The sequence below is a fragment of the Enterococcus sp. 22-H-5-01 genome (assembly GCF_050310005.1).
GTDB lineage: Bacteria > Bacillota > Bacilli > Lactobacillales > Enterococcaceae > Enterococcus_A > Enterococcus_A hailinensis.
Genome location: NZ_CP189993.1, coordinates 88,922 through 106,484, shown reverse-complemented (window position 1 = coordinate 106,484; position 17,563 = coordinate 88,922). Strand labels below are relative to the sequence as shown.

The 17,563-nt window shown below is 39.6% G+C and carries 17 protein-coding genes; 7 read left to right on the top strand and 10 right to left on the bottom strand.

What is annotated here, in order from left to right; translation table 11 throughout:
- Positions 1-43: 43 nt before the first annotated feature.
- The 5 genes from glyA to ACQKTA_RS00505 form a co-directional block, all read right to left on the bottom strand.
- Positions 44-1,282 (bottom strand): serine hydroxymethyltransferase, encoded by a 1,239-nt coding sequence (gene glyA, locus ACQKTA_RS00525; RefSeq protein ID WP_427813813.1) that lies wholly within the window; start codon positions 1,280-1,282, stop codon positions 44-46.
- A gap of 98 nt (positions 1,283-1,380) precedes the next feature.
- Positions 1,381-2,391, bottom strand: coding sequence for an L-threonylcarbamoyladenylate synthase (locus ACQKTA_RS00520; protein WP_427813812.1), 1,011 nt, complete (start codon positions 2,389-2,391; stop codon positions 1,381-1,383).
- A gap of 177 nt (positions 2,392-2,568) precedes the next feature.
- Positions 2,569-3,399 (bottom strand): peptide chain release factor N(5)-glutamine methyltransferase, encoded by an 831-nt coding sequence (gene prmC, locus ACQKTA_RS00515; protein WP_427813811.1) that lies wholly within the window; start codon positions 3,397-3,399, stop codon positions 2,569-2,571.
- Positions 3,392-4,465, bottom strand: coding sequence for a peptide chain release factor 1 (prfA, locus tag ACQKTA_RS00510; RefSeq protein ID WP_427813810.1), 1,074 nt, complete (start codon positions 4,463-4,465; stop codon positions 3,392-3,394). Before prfA ends, prmC begins: the two co-directional genes overlap by 8 nt.
- A 97-nt stretch (positions 4,466-4,562) precedes the next feature.
- Positions 4,563-5,138 carry a thymidine kinase gene (locus ACQKTA_RS00505; RefSeq protein ID WP_332580768.1) on the bottom strand — a complete coding sequence of 192 codons (576 nt, stop codon included), beginning with the start codon at positions 5,136-5,138 and terminating at the stop codon, positions 4,563-4,565.
- 298 nt (positions 5,139-5,436) lie between these two features.
- Here ACQKTA_RS00505 and ACQKTA_RS00500 point away from each other — a divergent pair, with 298 nt between their 5' ends.
- On the top strand, positions 5,437-6,969 hold the full coding sequence (locus tag ACQKTA_RS00500) for a YfcC family protein (protein WP_427813809.1): 1,533 nt from the start codon (positions 5,437-5,439) through the stop codon (positions 6,967-6,969).
- A 51-nt stretch (positions 6,970-7,020) separates the two neighbouring features.
- Here ACQKTA_RS00500 and ACQKTA_RS00495 read toward each other — a convergent pair whose 3' ends face one another.
- Positions 7,021-7,461, bottom strand: coding sequence for a MerR family transcriptional regulator (locus ACQKTA_RS00495; RefSeq protein ID WP_427813808.1), 441 nt, complete (start codon positions 7,459-7,461; stop codon positions 7,021-7,023).
- Positions 7,462-7,544: 83 nt separating this feature from the next.
- Here ACQKTA_RS00495 and ACQKTA_RS00490 point away from each other — a divergent pair, with 83 nt between their 5' ends.
- The 4 genes from ACQKTA_RS00490 (at position 7,545) to ACQKTA_RS00475 (ending at position 12,013) form a co-directional block, all read left to right on the top strand.
- Entirely contained in the window at positions 7,545-8,276 is a 732-nt protein-coding gene (locus ACQKTA_RS00490) for an SDR family oxidoreductase (RefSeq protein WP_427813807.1), read from the top strand.
- 129 nt (positions 8,277-8,405) lie between these two features.
- A complete protein-coding gene (locus ACQKTA_RS00485; protein WP_427813806.1) occupies positions 8,406-9,803 on the top strand; it encodes a TrkH family potassium uptake protein in 1,398 nt (465 codons plus the stop codon).
- A gap of 178 nt (positions 9,804-9,981) precedes the next feature.
- Positions 9,982-11,334 carry a MurT ligase domain-containing protein gene (locus ACQKTA_RS00480; RefSeq protein ID WP_407854831.1) on the top strand — a complete coding sequence of 451 codons (1,353 nt, stop codon included), beginning with the start codon at positions 9,982-9,984 and terminating at the stop codon, positions 11,332-11,334.
- Positions 11,327-12,013: a type 1 glutamine amidotransferase gene (locus ACQKTA_RS00475; protein WP_407854832.1), complete on the top strand. Its 687-nt coding sequence runs from the start codon at positions 11,327-11,329 to the stop codon at positions 12,011-12,013. Before ACQKTA_RS00480 ends, ACQKTA_RS00475 begins: the two co-directional genes overlap by 8 nt.
- A gap of 49 nt (positions 12,014-12,062) precedes the next feature.
- On the opposite strand, the gene manA is transcribed toward ACQKTA_RS00475, so the two are convergent.
- The 3 genes from manA to ACQKTA_RS00460 all read right to left on the bottom strand — a co-directional run bounded on the left by manA (position 12,063) and on the right by ACQKTA_RS00460 (position 15,032).
- Positions 12,063-13,013 carry a mannose-6-phosphate isomerase, class I gene (gene manA, locus ACQKTA_RS00470; protein WP_427813805.1) on the bottom strand — a complete coding sequence of 317 codons (951 nt, stop codon included), beginning with the start codon at positions 13,011-13,013 and terminating at the stop codon, positions 12,063-12,065.
- Between the two features lie 15 nt (positions 13,014-13,028).
- A complete protein-coding gene (locus ACQKTA_RS00465) occupies positions 13,029-14,060 on the bottom strand; it encodes a serine hydrolase domain-containing protein (RefSeq protein ID WP_427814552.1) in 1,032 nt (343 codons plus the stop codon).
- Positions 14,061-14,210: 150 nt separating this feature from the next.
- A complete protein-coding gene (locus ACQKTA_RS00460; RefSeq protein ID WP_427813804.1) occupies positions 14,211-15,032 on the bottom strand; it encodes a VOC family protein in 822 nt (273 codons plus the stop codon).
- 325 nt (positions 15,033-15,357) lie between these two features.
- Between ACQKTA_RS00460 and ACQKTA_RS00455 the strand changes: the two genes are divergently transcribed.
- A complete protein-coding gene (locus tag ACQKTA_RS00455) occupies positions 15,358-15,666 on the top strand; it encodes a rhodanese-like domain-containing protein (RefSeq protein WP_407854834.1) in 309 nt (102 codons plus the stop codon).
- 89 nt (positions 15,667-15,755) lie between these two features.
- On the top strand, positions 15,756-16,376 hold the full coding sequence (locus ACQKTA_RS00450; RefSeq protein WP_427813803.1) for an NAD(P)H-dependent oxidoreductase: 621 nt from the start codon (positions 15,756-15,758) through the stop codon (positions 16,374-16,376).
- Positions 16,377-16,395: 19 nt separating this feature from the next.
- On the opposite strand, the gene ACQKTA_RS00445 is transcribed toward ACQKTA_RS00450, so the two are convergent.
- Positions 16,396-17,559 (bottom strand): AI-2E family transporter, encoded by a 1,164-nt coding sequence (locus ACQKTA_RS00445; protein WP_427813802.1) that lies wholly within the window; start codon positions 17,557-17,559, stop codon positions 16,396-16,398.
- Positions 17,560-17,563 lie beyond the last annotated feature (4 nt).

Here is a 17,563-nt window from a genome sequence, read left to right as displayed (position 1 = left end):
TTCTCCTATTATAAGACAATTATAGCAAGAAAACCAGTCTCTTTTATCCTTGAATTGGATGAGATTCTGTTAATGCTAAAACAGCTTGACGAATTTCCGCTAATTTTTCCTCGTCACCTTTTGAACGTAAAGTTTCGACGATCAATTCCGCCACTTGTTTCGCATCGGCTTCTTTAAACCCACGACTGGTAATAGCTGGTGTTCCGACACGGATCCCGCTTGTTTCTTTAAAACTCTTTGTTTCAAAAGGAATCGAATTTTTATTGACTGTGATATGAACCGTATCTAACAATTCTTCTGCCTCACGACCAGTGATATCAAACCCGCTGACTTCAACTAAGATCAAGTGGTTGTCACTAGCTCCTGAAATCACGCGTGTCTCTGGTGTTTGGTTAAATACTTTGACCATTGTTTGAGCATTTTTCAGCACTTGCTGACTATACTCTTTAAATGATGGTGTCAGAGCTTCTTTGAAAGCTACAGCTTTTGCGGCGATGACATGTTCTAATGGACCGCCTTGTAAACCAGGGAAAACAGCACTATTAATTTTTTTGGCTAACTCTGGATCATTTGTCAAAATCAATCCGCCTCGCGGACCACGTAATGTTTTATGAGTAGTTGATGTCACAATATCTGCATAAGGAACAGGATTTGGATGGAGACCCGTCGCAACTAAACCAGCAATATGCGCCATGTCGACCATCAATTTTGCCCCGATTTCGTCCGCGATTTCACGGAAACGTACAAAATCGATCGTCCGACTATAAGCACTAGCTCCAGCTACAATCAATTTTGGTTGATGTTTGCGCGCTAAAATACGCACGACTTCATAGTCGATCGTTTCTGTATGCGGGTCTACCCCATAACTAACAAAGTTATATAATTTTCCGCTGACATTGACTGGTGAACCGTGGGTCAAGTGACCGCCCGCAGAAAGATCCATCCCTAAAACTGTATCGCCTGGTTGGATCAATGCAAAGTAAGCCGCTTGATTGGCTTGAGAACCTGAATGTGCTTGAACATTGACATAATCAGCATCAAACAAATCTTTTGCTCGATCGATCGCTAGATTTTCTACCACATCCACAAACTCACATCCGCCGTAGTAGCGACGGCCAGGATAACCTTCTGCGTATTTATTTGTTAGCACACTGCCTTGTGCTGCTCGAACTGCTTCTGATACGATATTTTCTGAAGCAATCAACTCAATATTTTGCTCTTGCCGCTCTGCTTCTTTTTCAATTGCTCCCCATAGTTCGGGATCTAATGTTTTATAATCCATCCAAACGCCACCTTTTTCCTTTTTATGCTTTAAGTATACGAAAGATTGTTTTGATAATCGAATCTTTTGTCTGACTTTTGAACAAAATACTTGCCGATCTATTTTGTGAAATATTTTTGCCCTGCCGCTTTTTTCAAACGATTCATATAAGCCAAGCCTAAATGATCTTCAGGAAAAACTTGCGCAAAAATCAAATCGATTTTATCGGCCTCATCCAAAGCGCGTAGACCGCTGAATAGACCGCGTGTCGCAGCTTCGATCGTATCATCTTCAAAAACAAAACGATCTATTGAAGAATATTTATCCGCGATTTTTGGTGAAACCAACAAGCCAACTTTTTGATTATTTTCTTTTGCCCAGGCTATCGCTGCATCCCAATCCTTCGGTTGAACCATCAAAACATCGGTATCTGGAGAATAATGTTTATATTTCATCCCAGGTGCTTTGGGCGTTTCACTTTCTGATACTAAATGTTTATCCAGAGGGACTTCGATCCCTAAAACTTCTGATAATTTTTCTTGCGTCACCGCTCCTGGCCGCAAAATCGTCGGCAAATCGCCGCTTAGATCTAACACGGTCGATTCGACACCAATTGCCGTAGCACCATCATCTAAAATACCCGCAATTTTTCCTTTTAAGTCATGAAAGACGTGTAAAGCGGTGGTTGGACTTGGCTTGCCCGAGGTATTTGCACTCGGACCAACTAAAGGCGCTTGTGTTTTTTCAATTAACGCCAATGTTTTTTTATTATCTGGCATTCGAAAGGCAGCTGTGGATAACCCGCCTGTTACAATCGGGCTTAGACTGTCTTTTTTGATTTTAAAAATCAATGTCAACGGGCCTGGCCAAAAGTTTTTAATGATTGTTTCAGTTAATGGATGATAGCTTTCAACAAATTCTTGGGTCATTGCAAAATCTGAGACATGGACGATCAATGGATTGTCGCTCGGCCGTCCTTTGACCGCAAAAACTTGTTTTACCGCGGTTGGCAAAAGCGCGTTGGCTCCTAATCCATAGACGGTTTCCGTTGGAAAAGCCACCAATTCTCCTTGGTGTAATAATTCTGCCGCTTTATCTAGTTGATCTGATTGAAAAATTTTCGTTTCCACAGTTTCTCCACAGCTCCTTTTTTTATTTTGATTGGTTTAAAAACATCCGTCTTTTACTTACCCCCACATTGTGGATAGAACAAAAGTCAAGTGTGCATAACCGTATTGATAACTTTTTAGACTTTGTAAGCCTTTTAAATCAATGTTCTTTTATCATTTATTCTGCTAAAAATAATTTTAGCGAACAACGACCATCCGATCATTGCCCATCATATCAGGATATACGTTGACACTTTTTTCAGGAAATGCTTGTTGGAATAATTTTTTGACCGCTTTGCCTTGTTGAAAACCGATTTCGAGAAAAATCATGCCCTCAGGCTGTAACAATGCCTGACTTTCTTGCGCAATTTTTTGATAGATCGCTAAACCATCATTTTCAGCGAATAACGCGGTCTTGGGTTCGTAAGTCCGAACACTCTCATCCATCAAATGCCATTCTGTTTGACTGATATAGGGGGGATTACTAATAATGATATCTTGTTTTTCAACGATTGCTGATAGAACATCACTGGATTTAAATCTGACCTCTACACCTATCGTGTCAGCATTTTCTTTGGCGACAGCCAGAGCAGATTCTGAAATATCGACTGCTGTGACTTGCCACTCTGGTCGTGCGGCTTTCAAACTGATAGCGATCGCTCCAGTTCCAGTCCCGATATCAACGACTTTTTTAAAGTCATTGGGATTGCTTTTTAGGCATAGATCCACTAATTCTTCGGTTTCAGGACGGGGAATCAATGTTGCTTCAGTCACTTTAAATCGATGATCAAAAAAATATTCGTACCCTAATAAATATTGCGGCGGAATATTTTTCATCAATGCGGCCACATCCGCCTCGATCTGCTGTTCATCGGCTGAAGAGATTTCTTCTCGCATATGAATCAGCCATTGCGTTTTGTCCCAATGTTTACGTGCCAAAAATAAATATTCGATCGCGTAGCCTTCTTTACCCGCAGCTTCTAAAAAAGAAGAAGCCCATGACAGGACTTCTACATAAGTTTTAGCCATTTTGCATATCTTCCAATTTTTTGGTTTGATCATACATAATCAAGGCATCAATAATCTCATCTAGCTTACCTGCTAGGATTTGATCTAATTTTTGAATCGTTAAACCGATACGGTGATCAGTCACACGATTTTGCGGGAAGTTATACGTACGGATACGTTCAGAACGATCGCCAGTACCTACCGCTGATTTACGATTAGCATCGTATTCGCTTTGTGCTTCTTGTTGGATCTTATCATAAACCCGTGCACGCAAAATTTTCATTGCTTTCTCACGGTTTTTGATTTGTGAACGTTCATCTTGCATAGCTACAGCGATCCCAGTTGGCAAGTGAGTCAAACGAACAGCAGAAGCTGTTTTATTGACGTGCTGTCCGCCGGCACCAGATGCATGGTAGATATCTGTACGAATATCTTTGTCAGCCATTTCGATTTCGACTTCTTCAGCTTCCGGCATGATAACGACGGTCGCAGTAGATGTATGGATACGGCCTTGTGATTCTGTTGAAGGAACGCGTTGGACACGATGCGCGCCACTTTCGTATTTTAATTTTGAATAAACATTATCGCCAGAGATCATCATAATGACTTCTTTGTAGCCACCAATTCCTGTGACGTTGGCTTCCATCACTTCCGTTTTCCAACCTTGGTTTTCAGCATAACGTTGGTACATGTTGAATAGGTCACCCGCAAATAATGCAGCCTCGTCTCCGCCGGCAGCTCCACGGATTTCCATGATGATATTTTTATCATCGTTAGGATCTTTCGGTAATAAAAGAATTTTGATTTCTTCTTCTAAGACTTCTTTTTCTTTTTTCAAATCAGACAATTCTTCTTTGGCCATTTCAGCCATGTCTGCATCTAGATTTTCCCCTAACAATTCTTCAGTGTCGCTGATACCTTCGACAACTTTTTTATAACGACGATACGTTGCGACCGTATCACGCGTATTCGCTTCTTCTTTTGACAACTGCATGAAGCGTTTTGTATATGAGATGACTTCCGGGTCGCTTAACAATTCGCCAAGCTCTTCGTAGCGATCTTCGATTGATTGTAATTGATCATACATGGATAAATTTCCTCCTAATTCATTTTCATTTCGATTAAAGACTCTCTAAAAAACAAATGGACTTTCGCCATCAGTATCCTTCACGATCGATTATACGTTAATCAGTGATTTCAGGATGTGAATAATGTTTCCGACAAACAGGGTAATAGGCTTCATTACCACCGATTTGAACTTGGTCGCCTTCATAGACGGGACGGCCATCGATATAGTGAAGATTCATCGTTGCCTTCTTGTGGCAGAACCAACAAATCGTTTTTAATTCTTCTAATTTATCAGCATACAAGATTAGATACTTTGAACCTTCGAACATTTCATTACGAAAGTCATTTTTCAAACCAAATGCCATTACAGGGATATCTAACTCATCCACTACTTTAGCCAATTGTACGACATGTTCTTTCGATAAAAATTGCGATTCATCGATCAAAATACAATAAGGTTTGTAATCTAGACTTTTGATAAATGTAAAAATATCTGTTTCAGTAAAAATCGGGACAGCTGGACGGCTTAATCCGATTCGACTAGAAATCGTTCCTACACCATCGCGCGTATCTAAACCACTAGTCATTAGTACTACCGGTTTATTTTGTTCTTCATAGTTATGGGCGACTTTTAAGATCTCGATCGTCTTACCACTATTCATCGCACCGTATTTAAAAAAAAGCTGGGCCATTTCTTGTCACCTTTCCCTTTTGTTCCTATCGTATTATAGCGGAAAAGACCAATTATTTACAGTAATAATTTTCATAGAATCCATACTACTCAGAAAATTTCTAACAATTTAAATAGAAGCATCAGTTATCTTTTAAGTTAATAATCCATCAATGATATAATTTAATCGTAATTATTTTTTATTTGATCCCTATTTTTAGGAACTATTTTCATTTTTATCTTCCAAGACGCTGAAGATAAAGTTTTTAGTCTTTTTAATAAAAAATAATTGCCACAAACTAACTTAGGAGGTTTTTTTCATGGAACAAACGGCTAAAAAGAAACGCCGCAGTTTCCCTTCCGCGTATACGGTCATCATCATCGTACTGATTTTGGTCCAAGCACTTACATTTTTTATTCCATCCGGCAAGTACAGTACCCTGACTTATGATAGCGGAAAAGATCAGTTTGCGATTACGGATGCTCATGACAAAACAACTATGAAGCCCGCGACGCAACAAACACTAGACGATTACAAAATTCGGATCGACATCAGTAAATTTAGAGATGGTACGATTTATCGTCCAGCAGCGATCCCAAATTCTTATGAACAAATCAATAAACCAAAGCGTGGTGTGACAGGCACGATCGCTCAATTTTTACGTTCACAGGTTGAAGGGATCACCGAAAGTGTCGACATCATGATCTTCATCTTGATCCTAGGTGGTGTCATCGGGATCGTCAACGCTACCGGCGCAATGGATGCCGGAATGATGCGTTTATCTGAAAAGTTAAAAGGCAAGCAAAAATGGCTGATCGTGATCGTGACGACCTTGATCGCGATCGGTGGTACAACTTTTGGTTTAGCCGAAGAAACGATCGCTTTTTACCCGATCTTGATTCCGATTTTCTTACTGGCCGGCTATGATACCTTGACCGCCGTCGCCTCGATTTATTTAGGAACAGCGATTGGAACCATGAGTTCCACGATCAACCCCTTCTCTACGGTGATCGCCTCCAATGCTGCTGGGATCAATTTCACCGATGGTATGCCTTTACGTATCATTATGTGGGTCGCAGCAGTAGGTATCTCGATCATCTATACGATTCGTTATGCAGAAAAAGTGCGTTTGAATCCAGAAGCTTCATTAGTAGCGGACCAAGCTGAAAGTGATCGCAAGCATTTCTTAGGCGATCAAACAAAATTAGCTAAAGTAGATTTCACCGGCAGACAAAAATTCTCATTGCTTGTTTTTGCTTTAGGTTTTGTCGTTATGATCTATGGTGTACAACAATTGGGTTGGTACTTCACCGAGATCGCCGTTGTCTTCTTAGCAGTGACGTATATTTTAGCCTTTGTTTCTGGTCTTGGTGAAAAGAAATTCATCGATAGTTTTGTGACTGGGGCAGCGGATCTTCTAGGCGTTGCACTGATCGTTGGTCTCGCTCGTTCCGTTGGTATCGTCATGGAAAACAGCTTTATCAGTGACACGATCATGAACTTCTTCAGTAATGCGATCAGCGGGATGAATAACGTGATCTTTATCTGGTTCATGTTCTTAGTCTATATCGTATTAGGTTTCTTTATCCAATCTTCTTCTGGTTTAGCCGTTCTTTCGATGCCGATCATGGCACCATTGGCGGATGTCGTAGGAATCGATCGTGCTTTGATCGTCAATGCCTATAACTGGGGACAAGGATTGATTGGCTTAGTCGCTCCTACTGGTTTGATTTTAGTTTCATTATCCGTTGTGAATATCGGATTTGATAAATGGATCAAATTTGTCAGCAAACTGCTAGGAATCATCATCGTCTTGATTTTGGTTCTATTAGCGGTCGGCGTATTGATTTAAATGAAAGAAGCTGAGGCAAAAGTAAAAATTACTTTTGTTTCAGCTTCTTTTTTAGCGATTCAAATATTTTTCATGCCACTTGTCATCGACTTGATGTGTCCCTGGTTTGAAAAAGATACTTTCTGTCCCGGCTTCATTGGCTGTTTGGTAATACCATTTTTTCCAACGTAAAAAATCAAGCTGTGCTTGAAGTTCTTGGATTTTTTTCTCTAAGACTGCTTCTTGTTCGATCATAAAGGTATAACGTTGTGGTAAGGTTTGATCCCCTTCTACACACCAATCCATGAATTTAGCGATTTCCTTGACCGGAATACCTGAGCGTTTCAAACAATCGATCACCTCGATATAGCCTAGATCATCTTCTGTAAATTCTCTGCGCCCGGCAGCATTTTTTTTTACAAAGGGCAGTAATCCAGCTTTATCGTAATAGCGTAATGTATCTTGAGAGATACCATATTTCGCTGCAATTTCACCAATCAAATATTTTTTCATTTTTTTCGCTCTTCCTTCTTGACTTGGAGTCAACTCCAAGTAGTACAGTAAGTCTATCATAAATTTGAAAGAAGGCAATCTCTATGGAAAAATCATTAGTCGTAATCACAGGAGCAAGTTCTGGTTTTGGTGCCGAAATCGCCAAACTTTTTAATCAAGCAGGATTTCCGCTATTACTTTTAGGTCGTCGAGTGGAAAAAATTCAAGCATTACCATTAAACTTTGACAATGTGATGGTAGCAGCAGTCGACGTTACCGACTATCAAGCATTTGAAGCAAGTATTAAAAAAGCAGAAGCTGTTTACGGACCCGTTGATCTCTTAGTCAACAACGCTGGAGTGATGCTATTAGGAAACGTCTTGAACCAAGATCCAAAAGAATGGCAAACAATGATGAATACCAATGTTATGGGTGTGTTAAATGGGATGCAGATCGTTCTTCCTAGCATGAAAGATCGTAAACATGGTACAGTCATCAATATGTCTTCATTAGCTGGTAAGAAAACATTTACCAATCATGCTGCTTACGTTGCTTCAAAATTTGGTGTCCATGGTTTGAGTGAAACAATCCGTGAAGAAGTTTCAAAAGACAATGTCCGCATTTCTTTAGTTGCTCCGGGTGCTGCTGAAACAGAATTACTAACACATGTAACGGATCAAGGAGCGTTAACTGATTATGAAGCATGGAAACAAAGCATGGGCGGGATTACATTAAATCCTGTTCACGTCGCTGAAACAGTCAAATTCATCTATGATATGCCGCAAGAAGTAAACATTCGTGAAATCGATATTGCGGCCACTGCTCAAGATGCCTAAACGTTCAATCTTCTTTTCTACTCCTGCCGAAGCGGCGGGAGTTTTTTTTATGGAAGCGTGCTATACTGATTTTATCGATAAAAATCACCTGCAGCTTTGCAGATTTTCTAGATTGCATAAGGAGACGCTATGAATTTTGAACGACGTATCAGTTTTCTAAGAAAAAGTTGGCGCAAGCTCAACAACCGCTTTTCTTCCATTCAAATCATCGTGTTTTATTATTTTGCGATGACAGTCCTAGCAATGATTCTATTCAGTTTACCGGTCTTTCGTGAACCAGGATACCATGTATCTTTTTTAGATATGCTGTTTATGGCTATCTCTACGATCTCAGTGACCGGACTGACAACCTTTGATATCAATTCGGTGTTTAATGATGCCGGGGTCGTCATGCTCGAAGTCTTATTTCATATCGGTGGGCTCGGCATCATGATGATCACGACGTTTTTCTTTATTTTATCTAAGCGACGGATCACATTAAAACAGCGCCAACTAATCATGACCGATATGAACCAGCCTCGCTTGAGCGGGATCGTCAATTTGATCAAAATCACTTTTACGATGATTTTAGTAGTTGAAGTCTTATTCGGGACGATTTTTGCTTTTTACTTTTATCTGATGGGGTATTACCATAAACTCTCGCAAGCCTTTTTTTACGGTTTTTATCAGTCGATTTCAGCGGTCACCAACTCTGGTTTTGATGTGACCGGAGACTCGATCATCCCTTTTTCTCACGATGCCTTTTTTATTTTGACGATCATGCTATTGATCTTTATCGGCGGAATCGGCTTTCCAGTCTTGATGGATTTCCATGGCTGGCTATTGCATAAACGCTCTAAGGCGAAAATCCCTTTTCGTTTTAGTCTGTTCTCAAAGATCGCTCTTTTAGCATTCGTGATTCTATTTGTCGGCGGAACGATCATTATTTGGTTATTGGAAAAAGACCACAGCTTTATTGACATGAGCTTCTTTGATCAATGGTTAAACTCCGCTTTCTATTCGATGACGACCCGAAATGCCGGATTACAGATCCATGATTTGAATAATTTTCAAAATACGACTCTGATTATTTTCTCATTGCTGATGTTCATCGGGGCTTCCCCAAGTTCTGTCGGTGGCGGGATTCGAACGACAACGATCGCAATCATCGGCTTATACCTTTACTCTTTCTTGAAAAATGAGAATGACATCAATATCTTTGGCCGAAAAATCGCTCCCGAAGATGTCCGTAAATCGGTTGTCGTCTTCATGCTTTCAGCGGGCATGTGTTTATTCAGTATTTTGTTTTTGACTACGACCGAGGATCATTCCTTGATCTCGATCATTGTCGAAGTCACCTCCGCGTTTGGGACGACTGGTTTGTCCCTCGGAATCACTCCAGATCTTTCAAATACGGGAAAAATCATGATCGCTATCTTGATGTTCATCGGACGAGTCGGCATGTTGTATACATTGATGCTGTTCGTTCCTAAAGAAACCCGTGACTTAGGCTATGAATTCCCAGAAGAAAAGATTATTATTGGCTAGGAGCTTTTGCTCCAGCCTTTTTTTGTTGGTTCATTGATATCCTTCAATGAATTTTGGTATCATTAGAGAGTTCCCACTGAAATACAGTTGAAACATTAAGAAAAAGGAAAGCTATTTAAACTTTTTTTTCAAATATGATAAGATAAATTAAATTTGTAACAGACATGGAGGATGTGTAATGGGGTTAAGAAGTCAACTGGCGATATCCGCCGGCAAGACCGCCCAATGGGTATTAAAAACTTTCTTTAAAGGTGGTTCTAGCTACCCAGGACAACTGGCGTTGAAATTAGATCCAAATATTTTAGATACTTTAGTCAAAGACTATCAAGTCGTCGTCGTCACCGGAACCAACGGCAAGACCTTAACGACTGCTTTGACTGTAAATATTTTAAAACAAGAATACGATTACGTGTTGACCAACCCGACTGGGGCCAATATGGCTCAAGGGATCGTCTCAACGTTTCTAAATGCTAAAGCTAAAAAAGGCGACAAAAAAATCGCCGTTTTAGAAATCGACGAAGCTAGTTTAAGCAAAGTCACGGAATATGTGAAACCAGAACTCTTTTTATTCACCAACATTTTCCGCGATCAAATGGATCGTTACGGCGAAATCTATACGACCTATAAATTGATCGTTGATGGAGCTGCCAAATCACCGAATGCGCCGATTCTTTGCAATGGAGATTCTCCGATCTTTAACTCATTAGAAACCGTCAATCCAAGAAAATATTATGGTTTTGACCACCTACCCGATCAAGAACAAGATGCTCATTACAATACGGACGGATTACTGTGCCCTAATTGTCAGCACATCTTAAAATACAAAATGATTACCTATGCAAACTTAGGGAAATATTATTGTCCAAACTGCGGCTTCCATCGTCCAGCGTTGGATTACAAATTAACTGAGATGAAAGCAATGGATAATAAGTCTTCTGAATTTGTGATCGACGGCCAAGACTACAAGATCGAAGTCGGTGGGATGTACAATGTTTACAATGCCTTAGCTGCAACAGCGGTAGCCGAGTATTACGGCATTTCAAAAGAAAATATCAAACGCGGTCTTGGTTACGATGAAAAAGTTTTTGGTCGCCAAGAAGAATTCGAGATTGATGGAAAAAAATGTACATTAGTCTTAGTCAAAAATCCGGTTGGTTTGAATCAAGTCATCGATATGATCGGTCTTGCTCCTTATCCCTTCTCTCTTGTTTCATTATTGAATGCCAACTATGCCGATGGGATTGATATCAGCTGGATCTGGGATGGTAATCATGAAGCCTTTGCTGAAATGGATGTCCCTGCAGTGATTGCTGGCGGCGATCGTCACACGGATATGGCTTTGCGTTTGCGTGTAGCAGGTATTCCTGATGAAAAACTAACTGAAGTTGAAGGTTTAACTGGCGTAATCGATGAAATCAAAAAATTACCGACCGAACATGTCTATATTTTAGCAACCTACACGGCAGTCTTACAATTACGAAAAGAATTAGCTCAAAAAGGCTATATCAATGGAGGGATGGATCGTGGCTAAATATGAATTGAACTTGGCACATTTATACGGAAATCTACTAAACACTTACGGTGATAACGGAAATTTGCTGACATTGAATTATTATGCCAAGCAAATGGGCATTGAGATCCATTCAGAAATCGTCAGCATCTATCAAGAATTTGATCCTGACAAATATGACTTTGTCTTTATCGGCGGTGGTCAAGATTATGAACAAGTGATCGTTTCAAAAGATATCCAAGACAAAAAAGAAGCGTTGACACAATACATTGAGAACGATGGTGTGATTTTGTCGATCTGCGGCGGCTATCAATTACTTGGCCACTATTATATCGGTGCAAATGGCGAAAAAATCGAAGGCATCGGTGCCTTGGATCACTACACATTAAGCCAAGATAATAATCGCTTTATTGGCGATATCGAAATCTACAATGAAGAATTCAACGAAACTTATTATGGATTTGAAAATCATAATGGCCGGACATTTCTAGGTAAGGGTGAACGTCCGTTAGGGACTTTAGTAAAAGGCAATGGGAACAACGGTGAGGACCAAGGTGAAGGTGTGATCTACAAAAACACTTACGGTTCGTATTTTCATGGACCGATCTTAGCTCGTAACAAAAGCTTGGCTGTTCGCTTGCTACATACAGCTTTGCAAAACAAATATGGTAAAGAGATCGAATTACCACAATTACCTTAAATAAAAAAGCGCTCAGCCTGACAACAGACTGAGCGCTTTTTCTTTCACTTTATTTTGTGCCTGGTGTTGAGGCAATGATTTTCATTTCGCCTTCAACTTTCCAATCATTGATTTGGGCTGGCAAGATACAACTTGTCCCAGGTTTCATTTCATAACTTTGACCATCAACGATCAAATGACCATAACCTTCTACAACCGTTACTAAGGTGTAATCCCCATCTTTTTTCAATGATAATTCACCAACAACGTCCCATTCATACACATTGAAGAAATCCGTTTTCAAGTACGTGATCACTGATGACGAACCTTTTTTCGTTTCAGTCATTTCAAGTGCTGGACTGATAGCTGGAACAGTCGTCACATCGATTGATTGTTGGATATGCAATTCACGGGTATTGCCTTGATCATCTTTACGATCATAATCATACACTCGGTAAGTCGTATCCGAACTTTGTTGAGTTTCTAAAATCATGATTCCTTTTCCGATCGCATGGATCGTACCACTTGGCACATAGAAGAAGTCCCCTTTTTTTACTGGCACACGACGTAATAAATCATCCCAACGTTCATCTTTGATCATTTCAGCTAACTCTTCACGTGAATTAGCATTGTGACCGTAGACGATTTCTGAACCTGGTTTTGCATTGATGATATACCAGCATTCTGTTTTTCCTAATTCACCCTCGTGTTTTAAACCATAACTGTCATCTGGATGGACTTGAACTGACAAATCATCTTCTGCATCCAAAATTTTTGTTAGCAATGGGAAAACATCTCCCTGAGAATCACCAAACAATTCACGGTGTTCACTCCAAAGGTCGCTGACTTTCCAACCTTTGTATGGTCCGTTTTCAACGGTACTGACACCGTGGGGATGACCGCTGATCGCCCAATCTTCTCCGATTTTATCGTTAGGGATATCAAAACCAAAAACCGTATGTAATTGGTTGCCTCCCCAAATTTTTTCTTGAAAAACTGGTTTTAGAAATAGTGGTTCCATAAAAGTATTGCTCCTTTATTTTTGATAGATTTTTGTTCGCTCATTCAAATAACATGCTAAAATCTCATCGCGCTGTTTTACATAGCTTGCTCGATGATCATTTGGATGGACACGATTCGACAGAAAAATGAAGGCCGATTTTTTTTCGACATCCAATAAAAGAAAGGTTCCAGTGTAGCCAGTATGAAAAAGGAGTGGACTTTGATCTAACGGACTATGCTTTAAATCCCAGCCGATAGACCGCTTTCCTTTTTTAGTCGGCGTTTGATCATGGAGCAATTCTTTGATCGTCTTGTCATGCAAGTAAATCATATCGCTAACGCTTCCAAGATTCAAATACATTTTTACAAATTTACTCAAATCATTCAAATTTGTAAACAGTCCAGCATTGCCGGCATGGCTTGCTAAAACACGAGCTTTCGGATCATGAGTGATCCCCTTTAAGATCGTTCCATCTGCCTGCTTTTCAGTCGGAACAATCTGATCATAGGGTGGTTGCGGTAAAAATTGACTATCCGTCATGCCGAGCGGTATTAAGATTTCGGTTTGAAAAATTTCTACTGCTGGTTTTTGATAGATTTTTTCAAGTAAAAAAGCTAATAAGATCGTGCCTGCATCCGTATATTTAACAACTTTCCCCAAGTCATCACCCGGTTGTAATTTCAGATAAGCTGCTCGCAAGGCTTGCGCATCTAATTGATCACGATTCGGGAGATACGTTTGGATATCAGACGTATGAGTCAATAAATGCCGTAGCGTGATCGTCTCATTTTCAAACTCTGGCAACAACTCATGTAAAGATTGATCCCAATCTAATTTTCCCGCTTCAGACAATTTCAATAAAACGCTCGTCGTACAAACGACTTTTGTCAATGAAGCGACATCGAATAAATAGTTTTCTTGCATTGATACCGTAAACGGATCTACTTGTGCTTGACCAAATGTATAGGTCTGCTCTTGGGGCCCTTCGACCAATTGGAAAACGACTCCGGGAAAGACACCTGCTTGCATTTTTGTTTGGATCAATTGGACGGTTTCAGGATACATCCGCTCACCCTTTCTCTCAATCATGGATTGATTTTCATCAAAAAGTATAGCATAGATTCGACTGCCGCTTCACGCCTTTTCTATTCGATCAACGACACAAAAAAAGCTGAAACAAAAGTCATTTCAACTTTCATCTCAGCCTCTTTTCATTTATTTTACGACAAACCACCATTCGATCCCGGCAGCATCGTAGATCGTGATCAAACTTTGTTTTTTATCACAGAAAAACTCACTCTTTTCTGCTTGCAGATGTTCCGATAACTCCAATAAGTTTTCTTTGGATACGCTGAATTGTAAAAAGTCTAATCCTAAAACCTTATCGGTTGGCAAATCGATCGTGCCACCCGTTGCAGTAGTCAAACCAACATTGAACTCGCCACGATTCAGTAATAATTCTTCGTCATTTTCGTTATGGACTTGTAGACCTAAGATATCTGCTAAAAATGCTTCTTGTTTCTTCAGATCACTAACATTCAAATGGATCTTATCGAAAAATGCACCATGGATTTTTTCTTCTTCAGTCGCTAATTCACTAAGTTTTTTGGCATCCAAATCAAAAGGTGTCGATGTTGAACGTTGTTTACTTGGTCCATAGAAAATCTCGATCTCGTTTCCTTCCGGATCTTCAAAAAGCAGTCCTTTTTCTTCTTCTGCTGAGAGCGCAGACTTTACAGGATAGTTTTCTTTTTCTGCCCGATAATAAACATTCGCTAATTCCTTCTCATTTGGAACAACCAATGAAAAACGCTGCATTTTTTTGATTTCACCTCGGTGTTCATCTGCCCGAGGACTCTCTTCCAACCATAATAGTTCACTGGCTGGATCTTTATACCCTAGAATCGCTAGTTCATTTTCTTCGCGCAATAAATGCAATCCGATGATATCCCTATAAAAATGGATCATTCCGTCTCGATCACGTACTCGAATGGCGATCGTTTTTAAATCAAGTTTCCCTAAATGAAAATTTCCCATTGTCCTCTTCCCTTCTTCTTCTTCATTCTAACGATGGCGACCCTTTCACGCAAGCAATATCCTTTGATTGGGCGAAAAAATGTGAATTTTCTGACAAATAACGGTGCTCTTTAGCCGTTTTGGATGTGGATTTTTTATCATTTCGATTCATTATAGCGAATAAAGAAGAGGTTACCTATGACATTCCTGATCAATCTTTTTCTTTTTTGAAAACATTTTAGTAATTTTCAATGAATTAATTAAAAAATTCTCAAGAGCGGTTGTAATTCCAAAACAAATAGATTAAATTGGAGTCAATCTTAATAAAGAAGAGGTCATAAGAAAGATGAATAACTCGTTAACTGCAAAAGAATTTGTTGCCCTTGCTGCCAAAGAAAATGTGAATGTATTGGATTTAAGAGATGCTGAAGTTTTTGACACTAGCGACACGATCGAACATGCGAATGTTTTGCACCTGTCTTTGACTCAACTGCCGAACTGTTTGCATAAGTTAGATAAAGATAAAACCTATTATCTATTCACGCAATTTGGCCAACGAGCAAAAACGATGGCACAACATTTAAGAAATGAAGGTTTTGACGTCATTCGTGTCACAGGCGGTACTTCAGCCTATCAACAATACCTTGCAAGCTAAATTTCTTTAGCTCTTATGAGCAAATAAATTGTTTGTTGCAACTATTTTATGTACGATTCGATAGTATGAAAAAATAAGGAGGACTAACAGTGGCAAATGTCTTAGTAGTAAACGCACACCCACTCGCTGCAGAAGATTCGCAAACAGTAACTGTTTTAGAAGCTTTTTTAAATGAACACGAAGCAACTCATCCGGAAGATGTTATTACGATGTTGGATTTGTATTATACCGATATCCCTGAGATTGACGGAGAATTATTATCCGCTTGGAAATCATTGCAAAAAGGAACAGAATTTACTGCATTAAGTAACTCACAACAAGAAAAAGTTCGTTTATTCAATGAATTTACGGATCAATTTCTAGCAGCTGAAAAAATCGTTATCGCGAATGCTTTATGGAACTTGAATATTCCAACAAAATTAAAAGCATGGTTCGATACAATCAATGTTGCCGGTAAAACTTTCCGTTACACAGCTGAAGGGCCCGTTGGATTGATCACAGATAAAAAAGCGATCCACATCCAATCTAGCGGCGGTACTTACAATGGTCAAGATTTCGCTTCACAATATGTTAAAGGCATCATGAACTTTATCGGTATTACTGATTTTGATGCAGTTTACATTGAAGGCGCTGATTATGATCCAAGTAAAGCACCTGAAATCATTGATGCAGCCAAAGAAAAAGCAAAAAAATTAGCGGCACAATTTTAATTAAAAAAAGACCGAGCGACTATTCGTCGACCGGTCTTTTTTCTTCGTCTTCATAGAGATTAGAAACACCTTTATACCATTCGAAAACGTGGATGATAATCACTTTAGCTACCGCATAGAATGGAATCCCTAAAATCACACCGACGATCCCAAAGATTTTTCCAGCAGTCAATAAGACAAACATGATCGTGACTGGATGAATCTCCAGCTGATTACCTAAAACTAATGGTGAAACGATCCGTCCTTCGATCGTTTGCTCAATCGCAAAGACAATAATCACCTTGACTAGCATGATCGGTCCAGTCACTGCAGCGATAAAAATCACTGGTACCATCGCTAAGAAGGAACCCAAATACGGAACTAAATTCAACACACCGGCTAAGATTCCCAAAGTGATCGCATAGTTCATCCCGACGATTGAAAAACCGATGATAAACATTACCGCGACCGCGAAAGCGACCGTCAGCTGGCCTCTAATATAAGAAGCTAACTGTGAATTCATCTCTGTCATCACCCGCAGCGTCGGTTTACGAGTCTTTGTTGGTAAAAATTGTAAAATATAAGGCGCTAACTTATCGCCATCTTTTAGTAAGAAAAACAAAATAATCGGTGCTGTGATCAAAGCAATCAATACTGTAGCCAAAGTTGATACCACATTTCCTAATCCTTGAATCGTCACTCGTGAAATATTTTGTGCGGTCTCAGTCAATGACTCTAATAACTTTTGTAAGCTATTGTCCAAATGCTGCTGCACCGGTTTAAACGATGGATCTTTAAAAATTTCACTGACCTTGTCGCTGACTGTATCAAAATACGCCGGCAAACTTTGGATCATCGTCGCTACTTGCTGACGAATCTGCGGAATGATCACCACGATACCCCAAATAATCAAGGCTACAACGACGATGAATAGTAAAATGATCCCAATCGTTCGATTCAATCCTTTTCGCTCCAAAAAATTAACGACTGGATTCATCAAATAATACAAAATCCCAGCAATGACGACCGGCAATCCAACGATAGCAAAAAATTGGCCAACAGGTTCAAATATATAGGAAACTTTTGTGAAGACCAAAGTGATCAGCAATAACAATAATACGATGATCAAAGCAACAACCACTTGACTATTCAAAAACCATTTCCAAAACCAAGACGTTTTTTGCGTAAATTTCTTTTTATCCAAACAC

Coding starts and splice junctions, on each gene's coding strand:
- glyA (WP_427813813.1), bottom strand. CDS start 1,282: ATGGATTATAAAACATTAGATCCCGAACTATGGGGAGCAATTGAAAAA.
- prmC (WP_427813811.1), bottom strand. CDS start 3,399: ATGGCTAAAACTTATGTAGAAGTCCTGTCATGGGCTTCTTCTTTTTTA.
- prfA (WP_427813810.1), bottom strand. CDS start 4,465: ATGTATGATCAATTACAATCAATCGAAGATCGCTACGAAGAGCTTGGC.
- ACQKTA_RS00505 (WP_332580768.1), bottom strand. CDS start 5,138: ATGGCCCAGCTTTTTTTTAAATACGGTGCGATGAATAGTGGTAAGACG.
- ACQKTA_RS00500 (WP_427813809.1), top strand. CDS start 5,437: ATGGAACAAACGGCTAAAAAGAAACGCCGCAGTTTCCCTTCCGCGTAT.
- ACQKTA_RS00495 (WP_427813808.1), bottom strand. CDS start 7,461: ATGAAAAAATATTTGATTGGTGAAATTGCAGCGAAATATGGTATCTCT.
- ACQKTA_RS00490 (WP_427813807.1), top strand. CDS start 7,545: ATGGAAAAATCATTAGTCGTAATCACAGGAGCAAGTTCTGGTTTTGGT.
- ACQKTA_RS00485 (WP_427813806.1), top strand. CDS start 8,406: ATGAATTTTGAACGACGTATCAGTTTTCTAAGAAAAAGTTGGCGCAAG.
- ACQKTA_RS00480 (WP_407854831.1), top strand. CDS start 9,982: ATGGGGTTAAGAAGTCAACTGGCGATATCCGCCGGCAAGACCGCCCAA.
- manA (WP_427813805.1), bottom strand. CDS start 13,013: ATGGAACCACTATTTCTAAAACCAGTTTTTCAAGAAAAAATTTGGGGA.
- ACQKTA_RS00465 (WP_427814552.1), bottom strand. CDS start 14,060: ATGTATCCTGAAACCGTCCAATTGATCCAAACAAAAATGCAAGCAGGT.
- ACQKTA_RS00460 (WP_427813804.1), bottom strand. CDS start 15,032: ATGGGAAATTTTCATTTAGGGAAACTTGATTTAAAAACGATCGCCATT.
- ACQKTA_RS00455 (WP_407854834.1), top strand. CDS start 15,358: ATGAATAACTCGTTAACTGCAAAAGAATTTGTTGCCCTTGCTGCCAAA.